The organism is Photobacterium nomapromontoriensis, from assembly GCF_050336815.1.
In the GTDB taxonomy this organism is placed as follows: domain Bacteria; phylum Pseudomonadota; class Gammaproteobacteria; order Enterobacterales; family Vibrionaceae; genus Photobacterium; species Photobacterium nomapromontoriensis.
In genome coordinates, this window is sequence record NZ_JAKJSL010000038.1 from 20,962 (window position 1) to 45,531 (window position 24,570).

The 24,570-nt window shown below is 48.6% G+C and carries 20 protein-coding genes, 2 tRNA genes and 1 pseudogene; 12 read left to right on the forward strand and 11 right to left on the reverse strand.

Annotation, left to right across the window (positions count from 1 at the left end):
• Nucleotides 1-64 precede the first annotated feature (64 nt).
• A tRNA-Pro gene (locus L4D12_RS16375) sits at nt 65-141 on the forward strand.
• A 41-nt stretch (nt 142-182) separates the two neighbouring features.
• A tRNA-Pro gene (locus tag L4D12_RS16380) sits at nt 183-259 on the forward strand.
• Between the two features lie 560 nt (nt 260-819).
• Here the strand turns inward: L4D12_RS16380 and L4D12_RS16385 are convergent.
• From L4D12_RS16385 to L4D12_RS16395, 3 genes are all read right to left on the reverse strand, one after another.
• Complete coding sequence (locus L4D12_RS16385) at nt 820-1,692, reverse strand: DMT family transporter (RefSeq protein WP_428448919.1); 873 nt, start codon at nt 1,690-1,692, stop codon at nt 820-822.
• A gap of 93 nt (nt 1,693-1,785) precedes the next feature.
• Nucleotides 1,786-2,649: a TraB/GumN family protein gene (locus L4D12_RS16390; RefSeq protein ID WP_428448920.1), complete on the reverse strand. Its 864-nt coding sequence runs from the start codon at nt 2,647-2,649 to the stop codon at nt 1,786-1,788.
• A 191-nt stretch (nt 2,650-2,840) separates the two neighbouring features.
• Nucleotides 2,841-5,801: a heavy metal translocating P-type ATPase gene (locus L4D12_RS16395; protein ID WP_428448921.1), complete on the reverse strand. Its 2,961-nt coding sequence runs from the start codon at nt 5,799-5,801 to the stop codon at nt 2,841-2,843.
• 173 nt (nt 5,802-5,974) lie between these two features.
• On the opposite strand from L4D12_RS16395, the gene cueR reads away from it, so the two are divergent.
• The gene (cueR, locus tag L4D12_RS16400; RefSeq protein ID WP_428448922.1) at nt 5,975-6,367 is read left to right on the forward strand and encodes a Cu(I)-responsive transcriptional regulator; all 393 of its coding nucleotides are present in this window, start codon (nt 5,975-5,977) and stop codon (nt 6,365-6,367) included.
• 62 nt (nt 6,368-6,429) lie between these two features.
• Here the strand turns inward: cueR and L4D12_RS16405 are convergent, their stop codons facing one another.
• From L4D12_RS16405 to L4D12_RS16415, 3 genes are all read right to left on the reverse strand, one after another.
• Nucleotides 6,430-7,284, reverse strand: coding sequence for a co-chaperone YbbN (locus tag L4D12_RS16405; protein WP_428448923.1), 855 nt, complete (start codon nt 7,282-7,284; stop codon nt 6,430-6,432).
• Between the two features lie 533 nt (nt 7,285-7,817).
• On the reverse strand, nt 7,818-8,645 hold the full coding sequence (locus L4D12_RS16410) for an SDR family oxidoreductase (protein WP_428448924.1): 828 nt from the start codon (nt 8,643-8,645) through the stop codon (nt 7,818-7,820).
• Between the two features lie 23 nt (nt 8,646-8,668).
• The gene (locus tag L4D12_RS16415) at nt 8,669-9,268 is read right to left on the reverse strand and encodes an arylesterase (RefSeq protein ID WP_428448925.1); all 600 of its coding nucleotides are present in this window, start codon (nt 9,266-9,268) and stop codon (nt 8,669-8,671) included.
• Between L4D12_RS16415 and L4D12_RS16420 the strand changes: the two genes are divergently transcribed.
• On the forward strand, nt 9,267-9,941 hold the full coding sequence (locus L4D12_RS16420) for an ABC transporter ATP-binding protein (RefSeq protein WP_428448926.1): 675 nt from the start codon (nt 9,267-9,269) through the stop codon (nt 9,939-9,941). The two genes, L4D12_RS16415 and L4D12_RS16420, sit on opposite strands and share 2 nt — an antisense overlap.
• The gene (locus L4D12_RS16425; protein WP_428448927.1) at nt 9,938-12,406 is read left to right on the forward strand and encodes an ABC transporter permease; all 2,469 of its coding nucleotides are present in this window, start codon (nt 9,938-9,940) and stop codon (nt 12,404-12,406) included. The genes L4D12_RS16420 and L4D12_RS16425 overlap by 4 nt, the downstream gene beginning before the upstream one ends.
• A 74-nt stretch (nt 12,407-12,480) precedes the next feature.
• Here the strand turns inward: L4D12_RS16425 and L4D12_RS16430 are convergent, their stop codons facing one another.
• The gene (locus tag L4D12_RS16430; RefSeq protein WP_428448928.1) at nt 12,481-13,392 is read right to left on the reverse strand and encodes a TIGR01777 family oxidoreductase; all 912 of its coding nucleotides are present in this window, start codon (nt 13,390-13,392) and stop codon (nt 12,481-12,483) included.
• Nucleotides 13,393-13,574: 182 nt separating this feature from the next.
• Between L4D12_RS16430 and L4D12_RS16435 the strand changes: the two genes are divergently transcribed.
• From L4D12_RS16435 to yfcE, 5 genes and pseudogenes are all read left to right on the forward strand, one after another.
• Nucleotides 13,575-14,309 (forward strand): DUF1538 family protein, encoded by a 735-nt coding sequence (locus tag L4D12_RS16435; protein WP_428448929.1) that lies wholly within the window; start codon nt 13,575-13,577, stop codon nt 14,307-14,309.
• Nucleotides 14,310-14,338: 29 nt separating this feature from the next.
• Nucleotides 14,339-15,122, forward strand: a pseudogene (locus L4D12_RS16440) (DUF1538 domain-containing protein).
• Nucleotides 15,123-15,125: 3 nt separating this feature from the next.
• Nucleotides 15,126-15,476, forward strand: coding sequence for a P-II family nitrogen regulator (locus L4D12_RS16445; RefSeq protein ID WP_428448930.1), 351 nt, complete (start codon nt 15,126-15,128; stop codon nt 15,474-15,476).
• Complete coding sequence (locus L4D12_RS16450; protein ID WP_428448931.1) at nt 15,473-15,877, forward strand: CBS domain-containing protein; 405 nt, start codon at nt 15,473-15,475, stop codon at nt 15,875-15,877. The genes L4D12_RS16445 and L4D12_RS16450 overlap by 4 nt, the downstream gene beginning before the upstream one ends.
• A gap of 83 nt (nt 15,878-15,960) precedes the next feature.
• Nucleotides 15,961-16,509 (forward strand): phosphodiesterase, encoded by a 549-nt coding sequence (gene yfcE, locus L4D12_RS16455; protein WP_428448932.1) that lies wholly within the window; start codon nt 15,961-15,963, stop codon nt 16,507-16,509.
• A gap of 84 nt (nt 16,510-16,593) precedes the next feature.
• On the opposite strand, the gene L4D12_RS16460 is transcribed toward yfcE, so the two are convergent.
• Nucleotides 16,594-17,355, reverse strand: a complete 762-nt coding sequence (locus tag L4D12_RS16460; protein ID WP_428448933.1) for a sulfite exporter TauE/SafE family protein — start codon at nt 17,353-17,355, stop codon at nt 16,594-16,596.
• Between the two features lie 392 nt (nt 17,356-17,747).
• Here L4D12_RS16460 and focA point away from each other — a divergent pair, with 392 nt between their 5' ends.
• Nucleotides 17,748-18,602 carry a formate transporter FocA gene (gene focA / locus L4D12_RS16465; RefSeq protein ID WP_428448934.1) on the forward strand — a complete coding sequence of 285 codons (855 nt, stop codon included), beginning with the start codon at nt 17,748-17,750 and terminating at the stop codon, nt 18,600-18,602.
• Between the two features lie 136 nt (nt 18,603-18,738).
• Here focA and L4D12_RS16470 read toward each other — a convergent pair whose 3' ends face one another.
• The 3 genes from L4D12_RS16470 to L4D12_RS16480 all read right to left on the reverse strand — a co-directional run bounded on the left by L4D12_RS16470 (nt 18,739) and on the right by L4D12_RS16480 (nt 23,697).
• Entirely contained in the window at nt 18,739-19,983 is a 1,245-nt protein-coding gene (locus L4D12_RS16470) for an Nramp family divalent metal transporter (protein ID WP_428448935.1), read from the reverse strand.
• A 198-nt stretch (nt 19,984-20,181) separates the two neighbouring features.
• On the reverse strand, nt 20,182-22,320 hold the full coding sequence (gene pta / locus L4D12_RS16475) for a phosphate acetyltransferase (RefSeq protein WP_428448964.1): 2,139 nt from the start codon (nt 22,318-22,320) through the stop codon (nt 20,182-20,184).
• Nucleotides 22,321-22,500: 180 nt separating this feature from the next.
• Nucleotides 22,501-23,697: an acetate kinase gene (locus L4D12_RS16480; protein ID WP_428448936.1), complete on the reverse strand. Its 1,197-nt coding sequence runs from the start codon at nt 23,695-23,697 to the stop codon at nt 22,501-22,503.
• Between the two features lie 334 nt (nt 23,698-24,031).
• Here L4D12_RS16480 and yfbV point away from each other — a divergent pair, with 334 nt between their 5' ends.
• Nucleotides 24,032-24,481 (forward strand): terminus macrodomain insulation protein YfbV, encoded by a 450-nt coding sequence (gene yfbV, locus L4D12_RS16485; RefSeq protein WP_428448937.1) that lies wholly within the window; start codon nt 24,032-24,034, stop codon nt 24,479-24,481.
• Nucleotides 24,482-24,570 lie beyond the last annotated feature (89 nt).

A 24,570-nucleotide genomic window follows, 5' to 3' on the forward strand; every position in this document is an offset into this window, starting at 1 on the left:
AGCATAGGCCTCTTCACCGACCACTATTAAAAGTAGTGGTTTRCTTAGAACCATTATTTATTGTCGGTGAATAGCGCAGTTTGGTAGCGCATCTGGTTTGGGACCAGAGGGTCGGGGGTTCGAATCCCTCTTCACCGACCACTATTAAAAGTAGTGGTTTACTTAGAACCATTATTTATTGTCGGTGAATAGCGCAGTTTGGTAGCGCATCTGGTTTGGGACCAGAGGGTCGGGGGTTCGAATCCCTCTTCACCGACCACTATTAAAGCCTCAGTCGACAGACTGAGGCTTTTTCATTGGTGCTGAATTTGGTGCGCCAGTGAATAGCGCAATTTGGTAGCGCATCTCATGTTTTTGAGAATAGCGGACCAGAGGGTCGGGGTTTCCCAAAACCTTGGACAGTATAGGCCTCTTCACCGACCACTATTAAAAGTAGTGGTTTGCTTAGAACCATTATTTATTGTCGGTGAATAGCGCAGTTTGGTAGCGCATCTCATGTTTTTGAGAATAGCGGACCAGAGGGTCGGGGTTTTCCTAAAACCTTGGACAGCAGAGGCCTCTTCACCGACCACTATTAAAGCCTCAGTCGACAGACTGAGGCTTTTTCATTGGTGCTGAATTTGGTGCGCCAGTGAATAGCGCAGTTTGGTAGTGCATCTCATGTTTTGAGAATAGCGGACCAGAGGGTCGGGGTTTTCCTAAAACCTTGGACAGCAGAGGCCTCTTCATCGACCACTATTAAAGCCTCAGTCGACAGACTGAGGCTTTTTCATTGGTGCTGAATTTGGTGCGCCAGTGAATAGCGCAGTTTGACACTATTTATGTTCGCCGTTGGCTCCAGAGGGTATGACAAGCCAATGTTACAACAATAATAATTGCGCCGAGAGCGACTTGTTTTGATGGTGCTTCAGCCAGAATAAGCCAAACCCAAAGGGGGCCGAAGAGAATTTCTAGCAGTAATATGAGGCTGGCTTCTGCTGCGGGAAGGTAGCGGGGCCCTAATGAGATAAGTAAGAAAGAAAATGGCACCACGCCAGCACACAATAAAAAGATGTACAGATCTTTCAGTGGCGTTAACGATAATGGCTGAGCGCCTGCTAGCAGTGCGATCACAGCGGAAAAGCACCCTGAATAAATTAAGAATACAGTGGCGTAGCGTGCCTTGGTTTTCCGTAGCATGATGAGGTATACCGACATTGACAATGCAGTAACGAGGGCCAGAGCGTCGCCTTTTAATTCTGCCGGATTGGGTTGATAAGCAAACACAAGCCAGATCCCACCAACCGAAATTAAAATAGCAAGTATCGTTGAACGATTTAGTCGCTCATCGAGCCAAAAAAAGGCGAGTACCGCGGTGATCAGTGGTGCAGTATTGGCTATCACCAGAGTACTGGTGACTTCGGTATTATCAATCGAGAATACAAAGCAGATTGTGGAAGCGGAAAATAGCAGTGCAACCAGTATTGTACTGAGGGCAGGGCGAAAGAAGTGCTCAGTGAGGACAGTCCTGTCCCGCCGCCATTGTACGATGAACAGCACGATGGCAGGCAGTAGGCCTCGCCAGAATATTAAGGTCCATTCGTGACCATGGATCAGGCGCACTAGCAGGCTGTCGAAACTTAAGATCATCACCCCGAATAGGGTATAAATACGTCCGCGTTGTGTATCGCCGAGTTTATCTAATACATTCATTGTTATGTTCATTTCTATTACATTTTGTCGTGAGTTGAAGTGTGAGAAATTATCGCACCTCGCACCTCGCACCTCGCACCTCGCACCTCACACCTAGTCACATCGTACCGTTTGCCCTTGAGTAAGTGGCTTAACATCAAATCCTTGTTGTGCTAATAGAGCCTGAACGCCTTGTTTGCCTAAGAGGTGCATCGCCCCGACCACGACCATGAATGTCCCTTGTTGATACTCTGGTGCAGTTGTTAGTTGCTTGGCCCAGTTATGGTTGCGGTTATTGATTAGTGCATCATCGGTATGACTGGAATACTGACTGTCATGGAACAGTGTGAGTAGCTGCTGTTGGTCGCCGGCTTTCCATGCTGTTAATAGGCAAGTGAGTTGTGTTTCCATCTCACCCCAGCCAGTCACAGTTGTCATGAGTAAATCTTTACCGTGATCGGGAAGCTGTTCCATCAAGTGGATTTGCTGAGTAATGCTTTCTAACTCGAGAATTGGCAGCTGCTGAGCTTTTGCCCGTCGGAGTAGGGTGATATCAATCCCTTGTTCCGGATCCAGTTTTGCCTGCCGTGCCATATGCATTTGTAAAGTGATGGCTGATAGCCAAGGTGGCGATTGCAATAAAGAGGATGGTGATAGTCCGGCGAGCTTGGCGGTGGCGGTTAATGCCTGTTTTTCTGTTTTGGAGAGTACTGACTCGGTGCTGGGAACCTCTGGGTCTAGTCTCGCACGTGACGGCTGAAGGATATTTGCTTCGACCACTAGTGCATCCGCGTGTTGCCAATGCTGTAGGAAAATAGTGGGGAGTGGGTAGAGATCGGTATTACCGGCATGGATTGAACCAAGGAAAATGAACTGTCGCTGGTCATCTTTAGCTTGCCAAACAAGTGGTTCGGCATTGACATATGACACCACAAAGGGAAGTAATAGCAAGGCTTTGGTCAGTAATGATTTGAGCATGGTAACCACAGTGTAGATCAGAAGTCGGGATAGGATATCGGAGTGTTGGCGGCGAGTCGAATAGCCTGAACCGTCTAGTTGGTATGACCAGACGGTTCAGTTAATAGAGGGATTAAGTTCGGCGGGACGGATGTAACCAGAACCACCAGATAATAAATCCAATAAGCGCGAGGCCAATAAGAGCAATCATATTAATCTTCCTTATGCGTGGTGGGTTGGCGAGAGCTACCCACCGGAGTAAAGAATCGTAGGCGATTTGCATTACTGACGACAGTAATGGAAGACAACGCCATCGCTGCACCTGCAATGACTGGGCTAAGTAATGCGCCAGTAAAGGGGAAGAGTACGCCTGCGGCAATTGGGATCCCCAAGGTGTTGTAGACAAAAGCACCAAATAAATTTTGCTTCATATTCCGCAATGTTGCCGCAGACAGTTGCAGCGCATCAACCACGCCGTGTAGCGAATGGCGCACCAACGTGAACTGAGCACTTTCAATAGCAACATCACTGCCGCTGCCCATCGCAATGCCTACTTCCGCTTGCGCCAGTGCAGGGGCATCGTTGATCCCATCACCGACCATAGCGACTCGTTTGCCTTGTTGTTGTAGCTTAGCGACTTGAGTGGCCTTACCATCAGGAAGTACTCCTGCAATAACATGATCAATGCCAGCTTGAGCGGCAATGGCATTAGCCGTTGCTTCAATGTCACCCGTTAGCATAACCACATTCAGTCCCATTTGTTTTAGGCGCTTAATCGCGTCAATAGAATCGTGGCGAAGGGGATCGCTAATACCTAAGAGGCCAGCGAGTTGATTATTGATGGCGATGTAGATTGGCGTTGCACCTTGCTGACTGATCGTATGGCTATCTTGCTCTGCTTCTGCCATCGAGATCGCATGTTGCTCCATTAATTTACGGTTACCCAGTAACAGCGTATGACCATTAACTTGTCCGCAGATCCCAAACCCGGGCTTGGCATCGAATGTCTGTGTGGTAAGCAATGCTAACGATTGTGCTTTGGCTGCATCGACGATGGCTTTGGCGAGCGGATGCTCCGACCCTTGCTCTAGACTGGCCGCGAGCATCAGGATTTGATTATCCGAAAAATCATTGTAGCTGTGGTGTTCAACCAGTTGGGGTTTACCTTCTGTCAGGGTGCCAGTTTTGTCGAGTACCACGGTATCAATGTTGGCCGCGACTTGTAGTGCCTCGGCATTGCGGATCAATACGCCATATTCAGCAGCGCGACCAATCCCTACGGTGACAGACATCGGTGTCGCTAACCCTAAGGCACAAGGACAGGCAATGATCAGCACGGTTGTTGCGGTGACGAGCATATACACAGAGGATGGGTCAGGGCCAAAGTAGTACCAGATCATGGCGGTCATTACGGCAATGATCATCACTGTCGGGACAAAAATTGACGAGATGGTATCGGCCAGTCGCGCCAGCGCGGGTTTGCTGCTTTGGGCCTGACGGACCAGATCAATGATCCGTGCGAGCATGGTGTCACGACCAATTTTCTCTGCTCTAAACAGCAAACTGCCGTTCTGGTTAATAGTACCGGCGTGTAGAGTGTCACCTACTTGTTTGTTCGCCGGGATCGGCTCACCTGTTAGCATCGATTCATCGATGTAGCTTTGGCCTTGCTCAATGGTGCCATCGACAGGCACTTTACCGCCGGGATAAAGACGCAGCAACATACCCGTTTTTACATCCGCTAGCGGGACTTCACGTTCTTCACCATTTTCGACAATCACTGCCGTTTGAGGTTGGAGATCCATCAGTTTTTCCAGCGCTTTGGAGGTTCTGCTCCGAGCGCGAGCTTCCAGTGCATGACCGAGGGTGATAAGACCCAGGATCATTGCAGAGGCTTCAAAATAGACATGTCTGGCTTGTGCCGGTAGTAAATCAGGGGCGATAACAGCGAGCATTGAATATAGCCATGCAGCGCCAGTACCTAAAGCGACTAAGGTATCCATGGTCGCGCGATGGTGTTTAAATGCTTTCCAAGCGTTTACAAAAAAGTGGCGGCCGACAGTAACCAGTAATATTAAGGTTAAGATCCCGATGCTCCCCCAGCCGATCTGGCTTGTGGGTGAGACGATCATCATACTGCCACCGAAAAGGCCCCAAGCCATCATCGGAATACCCGCCCCAAGCGCAATATAAGCGTTACGCATGTGCTGGCGATAGGTTTGCTCATTTTGAATTTGCTGGCGCTGGCGGCGAGTTTGTTCATCTTCACTCAGTTCAGCACCATAACCTGCATCAGAGACCGCAGCGATGATTTGTTCTGCAGCAGCACTGCCATTGACCAGCGCGGTACGTTCAGCCAAGTTGACACTGGCAGAAGTCACGCCGGGAACCGCCCGCATGGCTTTTTCTACAGAGGCGACACAGCTCGCGCAGGTCATGCCGGAGAGAATAAATTGCTTGGCATCATCACTATCGGTGCTGGTGTTATGTGTGGTCTGGATAGGTATTTCGGGTGTTGTTGGCGTGTCTTTGGTCAGTATGTCTTGCTCCTGAGGCGCTTCATTGTGATTAACATCCTTGGCCTGAAGACAGTCTGAGGTGATGACTTTAGCTGAAAAACCAAGTGCTTTAATGCAAGCAATCACGGATTGCGGATCCAGTGTGGTGTCGATGGTTGCTGAATCTTTACTGACGGTGTAGTGGCTAATGAGTGGCTCATCGGATAGCGCTTGTTCAACTTTAGCAACACAACGGCCACAGCTCAGGCCTGATAGTGCGAGCTCTATAGTTGTCAGTGTTGGAACCTGATAGCCCAGCGACTCAACGAGTGCAATGATCTCCGATTTAGCGAGTGTGGTTGTGACGGTCAAGAGGGTTTTGTTGACGTGATAATCGAATACTTGCGGCTGTTGTGCGAGTGCATTGCTGATTTTATTGACGCACTTACCGCATGACAACCCTGAAAGAGGCAGTTCATAGTGGTACCCCGCGTCGTAGCCCAATGCGGTAATGGTGTTTATCACAGTGGTTGGTTCGACATTGCCACGAATCACGGCCTGCTGAGTATCGACATCCACGGATTCGATACCGGGCAAGCTGGATAAGGCTTGCTTAATTTTACCGGCACAGTTCATGCACCGAACTTTGCCTAGAGGAAGGGTTAACTCAGCCATCGGGCTACCTCAATCATTAATGCGTATTTCGAAGATAGTTCATCATAAACCTTCCATCAGCTGTAAGGTCAATCTTTTGTAGTGATCATAGTGAAAAGTATTTTTTCACTTGTGATTATTGCGCGTTATGCAAATAATAAGAGATAAACCTTCCATTAACTGTAAGGGTGAATATGAATATTAGCGATATAGCCCAATTGACAGGGTTAACCACCAAAACCATCCGTTTTTATGAAGAGAAGGGCGTGATTTCACCGCCTTGTCGTGCTGCTAATGGCTATCGTCAATACCATGCCAAGCATGTTGATGAGCTGCATTTGATACGACGCTCCCGATTAGTCGGTTTTACACTGGATGAGAGTCGTGAATTGCTGGCATTTTCACGTGATCCGGATCGTCGTAGTGCCGACGTAAAGATGAAGGCTGAGCAGAAGTTGCTGGAAATTGATCTTAAAATTAATGAGTTACAGCAAATGAAGCAAACACTTGAAGCCTTGACTAAGCAGTGCCCAGGTGACGAAGGAGCGTGTTGTCCGATTATTGAAGGGTTATGCCGAGATAAGTAACGTGGGGACAAAATAAAGGCTGGGACATGTTAGCCCAGCCTAATGAAATAGTTAGGGGTGAACTAGTAAAGCAGTGAATATAACTGGCGACGATATTTACCTGCCACAGCGTTGCCTTGTCCCAATGCGGCTAATATATCCATCATGGTTTTCTTGGCCTGACCATCTGCAAAATTCAAATCTTTACGTAGTAGCGATATCAATAGCTCCAATGCTTCTTCGGCACGGTCTACTTGGCTGTACTGCACCGCCAATTCAAACGCGATGTCACTGTTTGCGGGCTCTGCTGCAAGCTTTTCTTCCAGCAGCCTGATCTCTGGCGAATCACTGGCCTGTTTATGCAATTCCAGCTTAGCCATTAATCCTTTATATTTCGCATCTTGATCCTGCATTGGTACCGTGTCCAGCAGGCTTGCAGCTTCATCGTACTGAGACGTTTCAACAAGACACTCGGCAATTGCTAGGGTGATCACGCTATGCTGACCAAATGCAGCAGTAAGTTCACGGAGGATCGGTAAGGCTTCGTTGTATTGCTGGGCGTCGACTTTGGCTAAGGCATCTTTCAGTGCCAGCTCTTCTTGGCTTGGTAGATGTTTATTTAGCATTTCGCGCAGGGATTGTTCATTTTGTGGGCCAGCAGTCCCGTCGACGGGTCGTCCTTCTTTGAACAATGCAACCGTCGGTAGACTTTGAACGCCAAACTGACGTGCCACCATTGGCTGGGCTTCGCAGTTGAGTGAGGCTAGAGATACCTGGCCTTGATAGGACGTGACAATTTTTTCAAGGAGTTGGTTGATCTCAATGGTTTCTGGCATAGAAGGTGCCCAGAAACTGATCACAACAGGTGTCTGCATCGATTGATCGATGATCTGCTGGAGATTTTGTTCGTTCAGTTCGATGGCTGGTTGGTTGTACATGGTTTTCTTCACTCCCTGGACATCGGTATAGGCGCAAAATAACGATAATGTATTGCTTTGTATTAGTTATGGGGGAGGAACCCGACTATTTCAAGCCGTCGTACGGGGACGAGGAGACAAAGCATGTTGAAGGTATAAAAAAAGGAGAGCTCAGCTCTCCTTTTTTTATTGAAACGTTAGCAGTAGTGCCAGTGTTACACAGGCACAAAGAATATTAATTTGGCGCAATGTCATGACTACACCTTTGTCGTTATTGTCACTGATTTTACTATCTCATGGGGATAAGTTGGAGACCTTGTAGGGAATGCTTCAACTTACCTGATCATAGTATCGGGACTGTGTGACAGTAATATTACGTTTCTTGTTTTTTTTGGCTGGTTTCTCATATTGTGAAATCAACGCTTTGTTTTGAGTGGTTAGATTAGGTGATATGCTGTTTTTTTGATCTCAAAGATGCATTTTTTACATGAATAAATAGTTACTTGCAGTAAAAATGCAGTGTCATAACTGCATTTTTACGGGGGGGGTAGTACTTAGTTGCTTTTTCTCAGGATGTTATCGAGCCATTGAGTAGGAAGAATGCGTTTTAGAAAGCCAAATAGATAGGTGGGTTGGGTCACATAGTATCGGGTCGCGGGGTTGGGGCTATCAATGATGGCTTGCAGGGGCTTGAGTACGGCTTCTGGGCCCAAGGTGAATTTATTCGATGGTGAAGCTTTACCAAGCCGTTCCAGCGTTTTTTGGTAGTTGGCATGATGGCGTGAACTTGCCATCTCAATGTACTGCTCAAACTTTGTTTTTGCGTTGGCTCTAAACTGGCTTTCGATCGGACCTGGCTCGATCAAGCTGACATGGATAGGGGTATCGGATAGCTCAAGACGCAAGGTATCGGTATATCCTTCTAGGGCAAATTTGCTGGCGTTGTAGGCTCCGCGGTATTTCATTGCGACCAGCCCTAATACTGAGCTGTTTTGAACAATTTTTCCACTGCCTTGTTTGAGCATCAGTGGGATCACGGCCTTGGTGAGGTGATGCCAGCCAAATAGGTTACTTTCAAACTGTTGGCGCAATGCGGCGGTAGGGAGATCTTCCAGTGCCCCTGGCTGGCCATAAGCAGCATTATTGAACAAAATATCGAGCTTACCATCCATTAACTCCAGCGCTGCCGCCAGTCCCTGCTCAATCGAGTCTTCACTATCCATATCGAGTTGAACACAGTGCAATCCTTCTTGCTTGAGGCGCTCTACATCGTCATATTTACGACAGCTGGCGACGACGAAGTAACCTGCATCGTGTAGGGCATGGGCGCAATAGTACCCGATCCCTGTGCTGCAGCCTGTGAGTAAAAGTGTGGTTGTCATGTCGGTTCCATCCAGTTAGGGGGTTAAAGGTGGGGTGAGACTGCGGCAGCGATAAACTCGGCAATCCACGGCTGAGCATCGGAGGTCGGGTGCAGGCCATCTTCCATCATCCATTCCTGCTTGAGTATGATGTGTTCAAGGAAAAAAGGAAGCAGTGGGACATTGTGTGATTTGCTCACGTCTTGATACAACTTTGCAAACTGCGCGCTATAGCGTTTGCCATAGTTTGGCGGTACAACTATCTGCATAAGTAATGCTTTTGCCCCCGCATCTTCTATCTGAGTGATCATATTGCTCAGATTTTTGCGTATAGTTGAAGGAGGAAAGCCACGAAGACCATCATTGGCGCCGAGTTCGATAATCACATAGTCCGGCTTATGACGGCTGAGCAGGGATGGTAGACGTGCCAAGCCGTTGCCGGTGGTGTCTCCTGAAATGCTGGCATTAATAATGGTCATCGGATGACCGTTATTTTCCAGTTGTGGGGAGAGCAGGTTTGGCCAGCTTTTTTCGGCGGCCATCTGATAACCCGCACTCAGGCTGTCACCCAGCACCACCATGGTCGCAGCGATACTCTGCTGCGAGAAGAGAATAAAGAGTAATACTGAAAGGAATCGCATCATGTCTACATCCGTGATTAAAGCTGTCTCTGTATCTAAACAGGTGACGACGTCATCATCGTCTCTGACCATTTTGCAGGATGTTTCCCTCGAGGTCGAGCAAGGTGAAGCAATTGCTTTGGTTGGTGTCTCAGGCGCAGGGAAGTCGACATTGATGACCTTACTGGCAGGCCTTGATGTACCGAGTCAAGGACGTATTGAATTACTGGGGCAGAATGTTTCAACCATGGACGATGAAGCCCGAGCAGTATTACGCAGTGAGGCTATTGGCTTCGTGTTTCAGAGTTTCTTATTGATCCCGTCATTAACCGCGCTGGAAAATGTGTTACTGCCTGCCATTATCAAGGGACAGGATGGTGATGCATCGCGGGCGAAAGCGTTGCTGGCGAGTGTGGGGTTAAGTGGGAGGGAGAGCCACCTTCCTTCACAGTTATCCGGTGGTGAGCAGCAACGAGTAGCACTCGCACGAGCATTTATGACCCGGCCGAAAATTTTGTTTGCCGATGAACCGACCGGCAACCTGGATCAGCATACGGCCGCCAATGTGATTGAGCTGCTCTTTGCGCTTAATCGAGATCATGGCACGACGCTTGTCTTGGTCACTCATGATCCTCAGCTGGCACAGCGTTGTGATCGCACATTGACAATGGCGGGTGGGAGCGTGGTAGTAGCATGACTGAACTGAGTGAATGCCAACGTATGCCCCGTCAGGTGAACCGAGCCTTGATGCTGAAATGGAGCTGGCGTGAATTGTGGCAAGGCCAGTTATGGCCAGTTGCGGTCGCACTGAGCTTGATCATTGCCTGTGTATTTGCGCTGTCAGCGTTGGTGGTGCGGGTTGAGAAAGTGATGGTGGATCAGGGACGGTCGATGATTGCCGCTGATCTGGTTTTTCGTTCGGCGAATCCGATTACGCCTGTGTTGTTGGAAGAGGCTGCACAGCGTGATCTGACAACTACACAGCAGACACGTTTTGGTACCATGGCCTTTAGTGATGAGGCGATGCAACTGGTCAGTGTGAAAAGTGTTGATAGTGACTTTCCATTGCGCGGTGAGTTGACGTTGCAAACGGCCCGGTCTATTCAACATCATGTATTTCCTGGAGAATTATGGCTGGCGGAACGCTTGTTTGATTTGTTGCAAGTGAAGCCAGGCGATCGGCTGGCTATTGGTGACGCAGAGCTGACGGTGAGTGGTACGATTAAACAGGAGCCAGAACTGTCATTTAATCCCTTCAGCCAGATGCCTGCCGTGCTGATCCATGCTGATGATCTCGCGAAAACGGGGGCAATTCAACCGGGCAGTCGGGTGCAGTACCTGACTTATTTTACCGGTCCAGAACAGCAATTATCGGCATTGCAAAAAGCGGTGACATTGGCACCCGGAGACCGTTGGATCAGCGAAACATCTCAGGGACGAACCGGAGACATCATCGACAAAGCCCAGCAATATCTGTCATTGACGCTCATTTTAGTGATCATCATGGCAACGGCTACTCTAGTGTTGACTTGCTCTCATTATACCGCGACCCGACGTGAAACCGTTGCGATGATGAAAAGCTTAGGAGCTCGCCGCCGCTGGCTCTGGCAATGGCTGACGGGGCAGTTGGTGATGCTATTTTTGTTGGCAGCGGTGGCCGGGATCAGTCTTGGTGCTCTGCTTGAATACTTATTACGACTCCCTCTTAGCGGTATATTACCCGACCCCCTCCCGGCCATGGGCGTGATGCCACTTATTGTCAGCCTGCTGGTGGCACTATTGGTATTGATCCCTGGGATGGGAATAGCGTTGAACCGCTTAGTTGAAGCGCCTGCGATTGCAGTGATCCAACCGCAGGTTCACTGGCCAGTTAATCGACGCAGTTATAGTTTGTTGATATTGCCGATGGCCGCGTCGCTGTTGTGGTTTGGTGATAATGGTCTGATGTGGCTGACATTGGCGGGGCTGACAGTCTTGATGCTGGTTCTGGCACTGCTCGGTGTGGCAGTGGTTGCGGCGCTAAAGCGTGCCCGGTGGGGACCTGCAATGACACTGGCACTGAGCCGGATCAGTCGCAGTCGGTTGGCGACCGGCGCACAGTTGGCGGCACTGACCTGTTCACTGATGCTACTGACGGTGATTTGGTTGCTACGCAGTGATTTACTGTCAGACTGGCAGCAGACACTGCCTGCGAATGCCCCCAATGTATTTGCCCTCAATATCAGTCCTGAGCAACAAGCCGATTATTTGGCGGCGCTTGATGATCACGGGGTGGTGCGTTCGGACAGCTATCCGGTGATCCGAGGGCGTTTGACCCACATCAATGGTGGCGATCTGCTGGCATCCTCAACGGGTCAAGATAATGCTGATGGTGACGAGAAAGACGAGTCTTTGCGCCGCGAGCTGAATTTTACCTGGCGTGAGTCGTTGCCTGTTCATAATACCTTGCTTGAGGGGGCGTGGGGGCAAGAGAGTGGGGTCTCAGTTGAATCCGGAATTGCAGAGCGACTCGGGATCACCGTGGGCGATCAGTTAATTTTCACCGTTAACAGCCAGGTGTTTGAAGCCACAGTAACCAGCCTTCGTCAGGTCGAATGGCGTAATATGCGGCCGAATTTTTATTTTATTTTCACTCCTGACCTGATGGCCTCGTTGCCAGCTACGTGGATGATCAGTTACCGCATTGAGGTAGATCAGGCGGCATTGGTCAATCAGCTCGGCCGTGATTTCCCAACTGTCACCTTGCTGGATTTGCGCACCATGGCGACCCGGATCCAGGGCATCATGCAGCAGGTCTCGCTCTCATTGTCGGTGTTGGCGGCGCTGGGGGTGGCAAGTGGGTTGTTACTGGTGATGACCTTACTACGGCTGAGTATGGCACAGCGAACACAAGAAATTAAACTGTACCGAACCCTAGGGGCCAGCCGTAAACGGATCACCGCGACCGTCTGGGGTGAATACGGCATGATGGCACTCATTGCTGGCAGCATGGCAGCGTTGGGCGCGGAACTGATTGTTGCCGCCTTGGTGAAGTGGGGCTTCGAATTACCAGTTAGTGGTCACCCTTGGGTGTGGCTGGCAGTGCCGCTGATCTCACTGATGCTGGTGGCGGCCATCATTCGTTCCATGCTGCAGGCATTACTGAAACCGCTCAAAAGCTGATGGTGCCTCATGCGATGCGCTAGACCGCCAGCTAAGTACAGTCTCTAGACCTCACATATAGGTAAGTGCAGCGCCTAGGTATGGCGGAGCAAGTCTTGCAGCGCAGGGCCAATGTCGCGGTAGTGGAAGGTAAACCCTTGCGCTTCGAGTTGGGCCGGGATGGCCCGCTGGCCTTCAAGTAGCAAGGATGCAGCTTCGCCCAGTGCCAGTTTGAGTGCAAAGGCCGGAGTGAAGAGCAGGTGCGGTCGGTGCAGTGTTGCGGCCAGTATTTTGCTGAAAACACGATTTGTGACGGGTTCAGGGGCCGTCATGTTGAAGGGCCCTGACGCAGCGGGCGTGTTCAATAAAAATAAAATAGCATTCACCATATCCTCAAGATGGATCCACGGAAAATACTGTTTACCGTCCCCTAACGGTCCACCGAGGCCGAGTCGGTACGGTGGCAGCATTTTCGCTAAGGCACCACCGTGTTGTCCCAGAACAATCCCGGTGCGTAGCAGGCACACTCGGGTCGAATCGCTACTTGCTTTCAGTGCTATATCTTCCCACCGTTGACAGACATGATGGGCAAAATCGCCATGGGCAATATGTTGTTCAATTGCAAAATCTTCACAGATCTGAGTATCGTGCTGGTTACCATAGATGCCCACCGCTGAGCTGCTGATGAAGGTATGAGGTGGCGTGCTACTGGCGTTAATTTTATCGACCAGTTTCTGGGTAACGCCCCAACGGCTGCGGCAAATCGTGTCTTTTTGGCGAGGTGACCAGCGTTTGTTGACAATAGGCTCGCCGGCGAGGTTAATGACAGCATCAAAGCCATCCAGATTATCAAGTTGATCTAGGCTGTTAATCGCCTGAACCTGACTCCCCAAGGCTAAACTGGCATGGGCAGGATCCCGGCTGAGTACGGTGACATTATGTTGCTTGAGCTGAGCGATTAATGCTGAGCCGATAAACCCGGTACCGCCGGTCACTAATATTTTCATGGTACTTTCTCAACCTCTTTACTGCTTAGTCAGAGTATACCCGATGGTTCGTAAAGTCATAAAAAAGTGCGACCTTGTCAAGCCCCCATATTTGATAAAGAAAGTTGTCGTATATTCAAAATGACGAGTATTTTTTAAGTATACCCCGATAAATTACGCATGCATGGCTGCCAAGAGGTGAAATGACATTTGTGATTGCGTTGATCAAAGCGCTGCTTGGTAGCTTACGTGATTTGATGCCGATTATCTTGGTTATCACCTTTTTCCAATTAGTGGTTCTGCAGCAGCCACTGCCTCAGCTTGGCCCAATAATACTGGGGCTCGGCTTTGTGGTTGTTGGCTTGACTCTGTTTGTCTTTGGACTAGAACTGGGGCTATTTCCCATCGGAGAGTCAATGGCTCGCGCCTTTGCCAGCAAAGGGAGTGTTGGCTGGTTATTGCTTTTTGCGTTTTGTTTGGGATTTGGTACCACCGTTGCCGAACCCGCTCTGACTGCTGTTGCTGCTGAAGCGGCAGAGGTGGCCGCTGAGGGGGGATTGATCGCGGTCTCACCTGTTGAACAGCAAGCCTATGCCAATGGTTTGCGGTTGACCGTCGCGTTGTCGGTTGGGATTGCCATTATGCTGGGGGTGATCCGTATCGTAAAAGGTTGGCCTATTCATCGATTGATTATTGGTGGTTACTTGATCGTGATGGTGATGACAGGGTTTGCGCCACCGACCATTGTAGGGATTGCTTATGATTCCGGTGGTGTGACGACATCGACGATCACGGTCCCGTTGGTGACTGCATTGGGAGTTGGGCTGGCATCATCCATCAAGGGGCGTAGCCCGATGGTGGACGGTTTTGGATTAATTGCATTTGCGTCATTGATGCCCATGATCTTTGTGATGGCTTACGGTATGTGGGTGCATTGAGCAAGACCACGAATGGAGAACGAGAGGCTATGGGGAGCGACTGGACAGCAATAGCTTGGCATTTTGTTGATACGTTGCTTTCGACGATGCGTGATGTCCTGCCTATCGTCATCATTATTTTTGGCTTTCAGTTGGCCGTGTTACGCAAGCCTGTCACACATTGGCCGCGGGTCGTGTTGGGGTTTATTTACGTCATTGTTGGGCTAGCGCTTTTTTTGATGGGACTGGAACTCGCTCTTTTTCCGCTTGGGGAATCCATGGCGGCACAATTAACCGCGCTTGAGTTTCTTTTTGAGGTTGATGAGGTCGTTCCCGCCCAGATCCCATGGGGTGAATATTATTGGGTATACCTATTTGCGGCAGCGATTGGCTTTAGCACCACGATTGCCGAGCCAGCGCTGATAGCGATCGCCATTAAGGCGAATGAAGTGTCGGGGGATACTATCAGTGCGACGGGATTACGTATTGCTGTTGCATTGGGGGGTCGCGGTAGGAATTTCATTAGGAAGCTACCGGATAGTGGCTGGCGATCCTCTCCACTATTACATCTTAGGGGGCTATGTGGTGGTGGTCATACAGACCTATTTTTCTCCTAAGACTATCATTCCGCTGGCCTATGACTCCGGCGGTGTGACGACATCGACGGTGACCGTGCCGATAGTGACTGCATTGGGGTTAGGGTTGGCGTCGACGGTACCGGGGCGTAATCCGATGTTAGATGGATTTGGGCTAATCGCTTTTGCCAGTTTGTTTCCGATGATCACTGTAATGGGGTACGCCCAGCTATCGGAATGGCAGGCAAAGAGGAGGTAGAAAATGCGCTTTAAGCTATTGTTGGCCTTTGTTGAAGATGCGAAGACTGAGGCTGTACTTGACGCCGCCCGTCAGGCAGGGGCGACGGGAGCAACGGTGATCAATCATGCCCGTGGTGAGGGGCTGTATCAGAAAAAAACCTTTTTCGGTCTTGGATTGGATGTGCAGCGCGACGTGATCTTATTTGTGGTTGAAGAGCATCTTGCCCGCGCTATTTTAGAAACCATCGAGCGGGTTGGGGACTTTGATTCATCATCGGGGCAGGGTATTGCGGTACAGCTTGATGTAGAAGATGCCGTAGGAGTGGCCCATCAGGTAGAGACACTGGCCAAGGTAGTCGAAGGGAAATTATGATTAACGATAAACTCGTGCGGGTACGGGATGTCATGATGAACAATTATGCGATCGTCGAAGGCTTGACCACGGTGGCTGATGCGGTACGGATCGCCAAACGTAAGCAAGTGAAGGCGCTGATCGTGAATAAACGTCATGATAATGATGAATATGGCATTGTATTGATGAATGACATCGCCAGAAAGGTACTGGCGATAGATCGATCGCCCATGCGGACTAATGTTTATGAGATCATGACCAAGCCAGCGCTGTCGGTTGATGCGGATATGGATGTGCGGTACTGCGCGCGGCTGTTTGAGCGGTTTGGGATCAGCCGAGCCCCTGTTATTGAGAGCGGGGTCATTACTGGGATGGTGAGCTATAACAATATTGTGCTTAACGGTATGCTGCGAGATGACTAACGGCTCGTGCGCCCCTAGCGTGGCATTGTTCTGGGCTTCAGTGTAGGATCGTTGTCTCCTGTTTTGAAGTAAGTAGTTCTGACATGAAATTGTTTTTCGCTTCCGATATTCACGGCTGTGCCGAGAGTACCCGTCGTACCCTTGCTGCTTTTGAGCAGAGCGGGGCCGAGCACCTGATTCTATTAGGGGATGTCCTTAATCATGGTCCTCGAAATGCGTTGCCTGTGGGTTATGCACCAATTGAGGTCGCTGAATTACTCAATCAGCATGCTGAGAAAATTACGGCGGTGCGTGGTAACTGCGACAGCGATGTCGATCAGATGTTACTGGAATTTCCGATGATGGCAGATTATAACCTCGTCTTGTTACCGACTGGACGTCGCTTATTTCTTACCCATGGGCACCTGTACAACGGGGATAAACACCCACGGTTACGAGATGGCGATGTGGTGGTATCAGGCCATACCCATGTTCCAGTGGCGGCGCAAAAAGAGAGCTTGTATCTGTTTAATCCCGGCTCGGTAACCATTCCGCGCGGCGAGAATAAAGCCAGCTATGGCTTGCTTGATGGTGATGTGTTGCAAGTGGTGACATTTGACGGTGATGTGCTCTGTCAAATCACACTCCAGTAAGTGAAGTCATTCTGTCGGTAGTTGGTAAAGGCGACGATGCGTAGTACTTTGGTCGCCTTTTTTGAACCACGATACCCCTCAGTACTAGACGCCGATCAGCAATTTTAATCCGATCAGAAGGGTCAGTAATTCAAAGCAGCGTTTAATCACATGATTGCTTTTTTTGCTTGCCAAATGTGCTCCAAGATAACCACCCAGTAGCGAGCCGAGTAAAAGTACCGGGATCCATGGCCAATAAATCTCAGCACCGGCGAGATACATGCTGACAGCGCCAATACCATTCCAAAATAATCCGACACTGACCAGTGTCAGGGCAACCGCTTGTTTATAATCAAAGCCAAACCAGCGGATTAGAAACAGAGTGACAAATAAGCCGGTTCCGGCGGTTAGTGAGCCGTTAAGAATACCGATGACGGCGAGAGTCAGCCCACCTATCAGCATACTTTTTCGATCTCGATGTCGGGGGGTGGATTCCTGACCTAATGACGATTTGGTCAGTGAATAGATCCCCAGCGCCAAGATCAAGCCACCTAATAAGGCTTCAGCTATTCTGTCTGGGACAAACAAAATGATATTAGCCCCGAGGATCACTCCGGACATACCTGCAATGATAACGTAACCCGTTAATGCCCAGTCGAGTGAGCCTGCTCGGATATGCTTAATTGCAGCCCCTAGGCCAAGCGCAACACTGGCGACTTTATGAGTAGCGAGGGCGATAGTAAACGGCAGCCCCAGAAAAATAAGTAATGGGAACTGTATGAGTCCGGCACCGCCTCCTGAGAGGGAAGCCAGCGTATTGGAGACTAGCGAACCAAAGAAGAGTCCGAGGGTATTGAGAAAATCCATGTTGTGCTGATCCTATCCATGATAGCAATGTTGCTTTGGCCACCTTAACCAATGTTACTTGTATGAGCGACTGTTTTTATACTTATTCTGGCTAAGATAACCTGAGTATATAACACCCTTAATATATTCCTTAATGGAATAAAGTGCATTTAAAAATGAGATTGACGTCATATTGCTCACTGGGTTGTGGATAATATGTTTTGATTTTGATCTGCAAATAAGTCCATTGTGTAACCTGATGTTCACATGGTTACTAAACTCGGTTTTTCCGAGCTATTCGTTCGTATATTTCGAGTTATTGTTTTGGCGTAACCTTGAATTTTCACTGCATAAGGTTCACTATCCGGCCTCCTATTTTTTTGTGTTTCATTTTGTGTCAGGTACCAACGATTATGTATCAGAATCAGTTTGATTCTTTATTACCACCTCAGATGGCTGAAAAAGCGGCTGAGATGGGAGTAAGTAAAGCCACTAAAGATCCCATGAAATCGCTATTGTTGGCCATTACTGCAGGTATGCATATTGGTATCGCATTCGTTTTTTATACCATAGTGACAACCGGTGCTGGTGATATGCCGTGGGGAATGTCACGCTTTGTGGGTGGCCTCGCGTTTAGTTTGGGTTTGAATCTGGTTGTAATCACTGGCGGTGAGTTATTTACCAGCACAGTATTGACCTTGGTTGCACGTGCTAGCGGCAAGATTAGCTGGAAGAGCTTGTGCCGAAACTGGGGGGTGGTTTATATCGGTAACCTGATTGGTGCTTTACTGTTGGTTGGCCTGATGTTAATGACCAAACAGTACATGTCAGACAGTGGTGCGGTAGGTATCAATGCCATGAAAATAGCGCAGCATAAGTTACACCATGAATTTTTCCAGGCAGTAGCGCTTGGCATTATGTGTAACGTCTTGGTGTGTGTGGCAGTGTGGATGACATTCAGTGGCCGTACACTTACCGATAAGATTTTAGTTATGATCTTACCTGTCGCAATGTTCGTTTCTTCAGGCTTTGAACACTGCATCGCAAATATGTTCCAAGTGCCAATGGCGATTGGTATTAAGACATTTGCCAGCCCTGAGTTTTGGCAAATGAGCGGAATGAATCCAGCAGACTTTGCCGATCTGACCTTAAGCAATTTTGTGTTTAATAATCTGATACCGGTGACATTAGGTAACATCATTGGTGGTGGTATCTTTGTCGGTATGGGGTATTGGATTATCTATCTACGCGGCCATTCTGCTGAATAAATTATTGGTTCTACGTTTTTGCTGACGGTTGTTAAGTCAGTGCTATTTTTGTTTAAATTCGAGTCTTGATATTTGCCGCTACGTTTGTAGCGGCTTTTTTTTGTGTGTTATTTTGACGCGGTGTCATATCGCGCGGTTACATTGTCATGGTATAGAGCAGATAGCCGTTTAAGGCGAGTACTAACAGCACGACGATTGTACCGAGTAGTGATGTGAGGCGGTGATTACAGAAACTGCCCATGATTTTTCGTTGGCTGGTGAAAACCAGTAAGGGAATAATGGCCAGCGCGACCCCAAAACTGAGTACGACCTGACTGGCGATCAGGATATCAGTTGTGCTCACGCCCATAGCAATGAATCCGAATGCTGGCAGCATGGTGATTAGCCGGCGTAGCCAAATGGGAATACTGAATCGGACAAAACCCTGCATGACGACTTGGCCGGCCAGTGTTCCGACAACCGTAGATGAGAGTCCTGAGGCGATTAGTGATAGGCCAAATAGCACCGCGGCACCTTTGCCGAGTAATGGCGTTAAGGTTTGGTATGCGGTTTCAATACTAGCAATATCACTGCGTCCAGCTTGATGGAATACTGCAGCCGCCATGGCAATGATGGCAATATTCACAAATCCTGCCACTGTCATGGCGAGTAGCACATCAATCCTAGTCATACGTAGGCGATGCTGGGCACTGTGGCGCGTGGGGGCAGAAAACAGTGCTGAGTGCAGGTAAACCACATGTGGCATTACCGTCGCCCCTAGGATAGCTGCTGCGAGATAAATCTGTTTCGGATCGGTAATCGTTGGTACTAAGAGTCCGGTTGCCAGTTGGCTGGCATCCGGCTTTGCCATTATTAGCTCGATGGCATAAATTCCGGCGACCAGAACGAGCAGCCCACCAATAAACATCTCTAACGGTTTTTGGCTTCGGCGGCCTAATGCCAGAATGGCGAGCGTAAATAAAGCGGTAATGATGGCCCCTTCAAGTAAACTGACTCCCAGTAACAGCTGGAAGCCGACTGCCGCCCCGATGAACTCAGCTAGATCTGTCGCCATGGCAATAAACTCTGCTTGCAGCCAATAAGGTACAACAGCCCATTGGGGCAGGTTATCACGTAGGTGTTCAGCCAGATTTTTTCCCGTGACGATCCCAAGTTTGGCTGAAAGGTATTGGATCAACATTGCCATCAGGTTCGCCCATAGAACAACCCAGAGCATCTGATAGCCGAAAGCGGACCCTGATTCAATATTGGTGGCAAAGTTACCTGGGTCAATATAACCAATGGCTGCGATGAAAGCCGGTCCGATTAAACGGCGGGTGTAGCGGGGTTTTTGGGTCTTGATCGCGGCGGGTTGGGCAACAGAGTGAGTGAGAACAGTCATAGCGGTATATCTCAAAAGAGGATAGAGACAAACTACGCCTGAATAAGTAGCAACACCAATGCGTAAAAACTATTACTTTAATTGTAAATAACGATAGGTGAGGGAGCGGTTTGGGGCGCTAGGTGATATCGGTACTAAAAAAAACGCCGCCACTTAAAAAGCGGAGGCGTTTCGGGATTTAGCGTTTAGTAACCGAAATTACTTGTTTGCATCTTCCGCTTGTTTTGCCTGAATCGCAGTCAGTGCAACTGTGTAAACGATATCATCTACTAGTGCGCCACGAGAAAGGTCGTTCACCGGCTTACGCATGCCTTGAAGCATTGGACCGATAGAAACAAGATCAGCTGAACGTTGTACCGCTTTGTACGTCGTGTTACCAGTGTTTAGGTCTGGGAATACGAATACAGTCGCTTTACCCGCTACAGGCGAGTTAGGCGCTTTAGAAGCAGCGACGTTTTCCATGATAGCAGCATCGTACTGTAGAGGACCGTCGATGATAAGATCTGGACGCTTCTCTTGAGCAATGCGAGTTGCTTCACGCACTTTATCTACGTCTGCACCTTTACCAGATGTACCTGTAGAGTAAGAGATCATCGCAACGCGTGGTTCGATACCGAACGCTTTTGCAGAATCTGCAGACTGGATAGCGATTTCTGCAAGCTGTTCAGCGGTTGGATCTGGGTTGATTGCACAGTCACCGTATACTAGTACCTGATCAGGCAGTAGCATGAAGAATACAGATGATACGATAGACGCATCTGGTGCAGTCTTGATGATCTGGAACGGTGGAACGATAGTGTTCGCAGTCGTGTGAACAGCACCAGAAACCAAGCCGTCAACTTCATCATTTTCTAGCATCATTGTGCCGAGGAAAACAGAATCTTGAAGTTTTTCACGAGCAACAACATCAGTCATGCCTTTCGCGCCACGTAGTTCAACAAGACGAGCCACATAGTTTTCACGTACAGCTTCTGAATCGATGATAGTTACGCCAGCACCAAGTACAACGCCTTGCTGCTCAGCAACACGACGGATTTCTTCTGGGTTACCAAGAAGCACACATTCAGCAATACCACGCTCAGCACAGATAGCCGCTGCTTTAACAGTACGTGGCTCATCACCTTCAGGAAGAACAACGCGCTTAGCTGCTTTACGAGCAAGTTCAGTTAGTTCGTAACGGAATGCTGGTGGGCTTAGACGACGCTCTTTGGTTGAACCTTCAGTTAGTGATTCAATCCACTGACCATCGATATGGCTAGCCATGTATTCGTTCACTAGCTCAACACGTTCTTTGTCGTCAGCCGGTACTTCTAGGCTGAAGCTCTGAAGGTTCAGAGATGTCTGCCAAGTGTTACCTTGTGCAGTCATAACAGGTAGGCCTGTTTCAAATGCACGATTACATAGGTCAAGCACAGGTTTAGGTAGCTCGTAACCGCCAGTTAGCAGTAGGGCACCAATTTCAACGCCGTTCATAGCAGCAAGACATGCTGCAACGATAACATCAGGGCGGTCAGCAGAAGTCACTAGCAGTGAACCTGGACGGAAGTGCTCAACCATGTGTGGAATAGAGCGTGCACAGAATGTGATGCTCTTAATGCGACGCGTAGCCACATCACCTTGGTTGATGATTTCAGCGTTTAGGTGCTTAGCAATATCTGTAGAACGGGTAGCGATCAGCTCTGCGCTCCAAGGTGCACAACCAAGTACACGGATAGGGCTAGAGTTGAATACCTGCATGACTTCAACGTGAGAAGGTACAGTGCCCTCTACATCATCAAAGATTTCAGATAAGTCAGGACGAGTACGGCCTTCAGCATCAACGGGTGCGTTTAGTTTATTAACGATAACACCAGAGATTTGCTTGTTTTTGATGCCGCCGAAGTTAGAACATGCTACTTCGATGCGCTCTTTAAGTTGCGCTGCGTTATCTGTGCCAGGAGCAACAACGAATACGATTTCCGCATCAAGTGTTTTTGCGATTTCGTAGTTGATCTGGTTAGCAAATGGGTGCTTACGAGTTGGTACTAGACCTTCGATAAGCGCCACTTCTGCATCAGCTGTCGCTTCTTTGAAGCGAGCAACGATGTCTTCTAGCAGTACGTCGCTCTTATCGTTACGGATAAGCTCTTCTGCACTTGCCATTGAAAATGGTTCAGCAACTTTCATGTCACTGTTAGCAGTGATGATAGTTGTAGTTAGATCAGGCTGATCGCCACCGTGACGTGGTTGGGCGATTGGCTTGAAGAAAGAAACGCGAACGCCTTTGCGTTCCATGGCGCGTAGTACGCCAAGGCTAACGCTGGTAAGACCAACACCGGCGCCAACCGGAACAAGCATAATAGTACGGGACACTATGGATTCCTCAACTATTGGACAATACAGTGCTGTTCAATAAGGATTAATAAACCATTATTGAGCAACACCACAACAGACAGACATGGCTCTATAGCATTAACGATTTAGAACCATGAAAAAACGGCCGGCCGAGGCCAGCCGTTAAAAAGCTAATTTCGTCGATTAGATTTCAGCTAGACGCGCTGTATCTTCTGCGATTACTAGTTCTTCGTTAGTTGAAACAACCATTGCAGGAACACGGCTGTTAGCAGTCGTGATCATGCCTTCGCCGCCGAAGCGTGCTTTTAGGTTAGCTTCGCTATCAACTTCAACACCTAGGATAGCTAGACGGTTAAGAACCATCTCACGGATAGGTGCAGAGTTTTCACCAATACCGCCAGTGAAAGTGATTGCGTCTAGACGACCTTCTAGAGTGGCTGTGTAGCCAGCAACATACTTAGCTAGACGGTGACAGAACACGTCCATTGCACGCGTTGCTTCTTCTTTCTGGCCGTAGTTGTCTTCAACGAAACGACAGTCAGAAGTCACTTCAGTCAGACCCTGCAGGCCAGACTCTTTAGTTAGCATGTTGTTGATTTTCTCAACAGAGTAACCTAGTGCGTCGTGTAGGTGGAAGATGATCGCAGGATCGATATCACCACAACGCGTACCCATTACTAGACCTTCAAGTGGAGTCAGACCCATCGATGTGTCTACAGATTGACCGTTCTTGATTGCACAAACAGATGCGCCATTACCTAGGTGACAGTTGATGATGTTTAGTTCTTCAACTGGCTTGCCAAGGATCTGTGCAGTCTCACGAGTGATGAACAGGTGAGAAGTACCGTGCATACCGTAACGACGGATGCTGTGCTCTTTGTACAGATTGTACGGAAGTGCGTATAGGAACGCTTCTTCAGGCATAGTCTGGTGGAACGCAGTGTCAAATACTGCTACGTTCTTAAGTTCAGGGAAGTTGTGCTTAGCCGCTTCGATACCGATGATGTGCGCTGGGTTATGAAGTGGAGCGAAAGTTGCTGCGTCAGCAATACCTTTAAGTACTGCATCGTCGATAAGTGCAGAAGCAGTAAACTGCTCACCACCATGAACGATACGGTGACCGATTGCACCAAGGTCAGCTTTAAGCTCAGGCTTAGAAGCAAGGATAGTATCAACCATGAATGCTAGCGCTTCTTCGTGAGCTGCGCCTTCACCTAGTTGGGCTTCGTGCTTACCATCAAGTTTCCACTTGATACGTGCTTCAGGAAGACCTAGACATTCTGCTAGACCTGAAAGGTATTCGTCACCTGATACAGGATCAATGATTGCGAACTTAAGAGAAGAGCTACCGCAGTTAAGAACTAAAACCAGCTTAGACATGAGAGTGACTACCTATAATCTGTCTGAAAGTTGATATTCAACTGAATAAAAAATACCCATAGAATAGCCGGCGCTGTAAAAAGCCGATCTAATCAGGGTCAAATTCGTATTATGTCCATATAATAATAAGATTGAGAAACCTAAATCTTGGACCATCCATGGGGATGCCTCTGGTTGCCAGAACAGAAATTACAGGCAACAATACATGTAGGCGTGCTTAGGATAGCGATTGTAGCGCAATATAACAAAAAGATTTTTATAAAAAATTAATTTGAATCAAGTTTGTTATTGGCTGTTTTGAATTTTTACTGATTTTTTTGATACTTGGTGGTTTATGGTTCAACAACATACTTTCTGGCAGTCGTTCCGCAATGGGCAGGATTACATGGGTATTTGGCCTATGCGTAAAGAACTGTCGATGTTTCCAGAGCTGCGTTATATCAAGGCAACCCGTTTTGCGATGCGCGTCATGCCTGCTGTTGCAGTGCTCAGTGTGTTGAGTCAAATGGCGTTTAATAATTACGATGCGTTGCCACAGGCAATTACCATGGGGTTGTTCGCATTAAGTATGCCGTTGCAAGGGTTATGGTGGTTGGGTAAGCGTAGCCGAACGACGTTACCGCCATCACTGGCCAGCTGGTGTCGTGAGATCCATGACAAGATCACCAGTGAGGGGTATGCCTTACAGCCGCTTCGTTCACGGCCGCGTTATCTCGAATTAGCTCAGATATTAAATCGAGCTTTTAAGCAGCTTGATAAGGGCTCGCTTGAACGTTGGTTTTAGAATCATAGGATTGAAAAACGCGGTGCGAAGGACGGCGCACAGTAAATAAAACAAAAAAAGTAGCCATAGGGCTACTTTTTATCAATACC

Bases quoted from the DNA above. Each gene is read 5' to 3' on its own strand.
- yfcE (WP_428448932.1), top strand. From the start codon at position 15,961: ATGAAATTGTTTTTCGCTTCCGATATTCACGGCTGTGCCGAGAGTACC.
- pta (WP_428448964.1), bottom strand. From the start codon at position 22,320: ATGCTTGTTCCGGTTGGCGCCGGTGTTGGTCTTACCAGCGTTAGCCTT.
- L4D12_RS16450 (WP_428448931.1), top strand. From the start codon at position 15,473: ATGATTAACGATAAACTCGTGCGGGTACGGGATGTCATGATGAACAAT.
- L4D12_RS16460 (WP_428448933.1), bottom strand. From the start codon at position 17,355: ATGGATTTTCTCAATACCCTCGGACTCTTCTTTGGTTCGCTAGTCTCC.
- L4D12_RS16435 (WP_428448929.1), top strand. From the start codon at position 13,575: ATGACATTTGTGATTGCGTTGATCAAAGCGCTGCTTGGTAGCTTACGT.
- L4D12_RS16470 (WP_428448935.1), bottom strand. From the start codon at position 19,983: ATGACTGTTCTCACTCACTCTGTTGCCCAACCCGCCGCGATCAAGACC.
- L4D12_RS16445 (WP_428448930.1), top strand. From the start codon at position 15,126: ATGCGCTTTAAGCTATTGTTGGCCTTTGTTGAAGATGCGAAGACTGAG.
- L4D12_RS16415 (WP_428448925.1), bottom strand. From the start codon at position 9,268: ATGATGCGATTCCTTTCAGTATTACTCTTTATTCTCTTCTCGCAGCAG.
- L4D12_RS16390 (WP_428448920.1), bottom strand. From the start codon at position 2,649: ATGCTCAAATCATTACTGACCAAAGCCTTGCTATTACTTCCCTTTGTG.
- L4D12_RS16410 (WP_428448924.1), bottom strand. From the start codon at position 8,645: ATGACAACCACACTTTTACTCACAGGCTGCAGCACAGGGATCGGGTAC.
- focA (WP_428448934.1), top strand. From the start codon at position 17,748: ATGTATCAGAATCAGTTTGATTCTTTATTACCACCTCAGATGGCTGAA.
- yfbV (WP_428448937.1), top strand. From the start codon at position 24,032: ATGGTTCAACAACATACTTTCTGGCAGTCGTTCCGCAATGGGCAGGAT.
- L4D12_RS16425 (WP_428448927.1), top strand. From the start codon at position 9,938: ATGACTGAACTGAGTGAATGCCAACGTATGCCCCGTCAGGTGAACCGA.
- L4D12_RS16405 (WP_428448923.1), bottom strand. From the start codon at position 7,284: ATGTACAACCAACCAGCCATCGAACTGAACGAACAAAATCTCCAGCAG.
- L4D12_RS16480 (WP_428448936.1), bottom strand. From the start codon at position 23,697: ATGTCTAAGCTGGTTTTAGTTCTTAACTGCGGTAGCTCTTCTCTTAAG.
- cueR (WP_428448922.1), top strand. From the start codon at position 5,975: ATGAATATTAGCGATATAGCCCAATTGACAGGGTTAACCACCAAAACC.
- L4D12_RS16420 (WP_428448926.1), top strand. From the start codon at position 9,267: ATGTCTACATCCGTGATTAAAGCTGTCTCTGTATCTAAACAGGTGACG.
- L4D12_RS16430 (WP_428448928.1), bottom strand. From the start codon at position 13,392: ATGAAAATATTAGTGACCGGCGGTACCGGGTTTATCGGCTCAGCATTA.
- L4D12_RS16385 (WP_428448919.1), bottom strand. From the start codon at position 1,692: ATGAATGTATTAGATAAACTCGGCGATACACAACGCGGACGTATTTAT.
- L4D12_RS16395 (WP_428448921.1), bottom strand. From the start codon at position 5,801: ATGGCTGAGTTAACCCTTCCTCTAGGCAAAGTTCGGTGCATGAACTGT.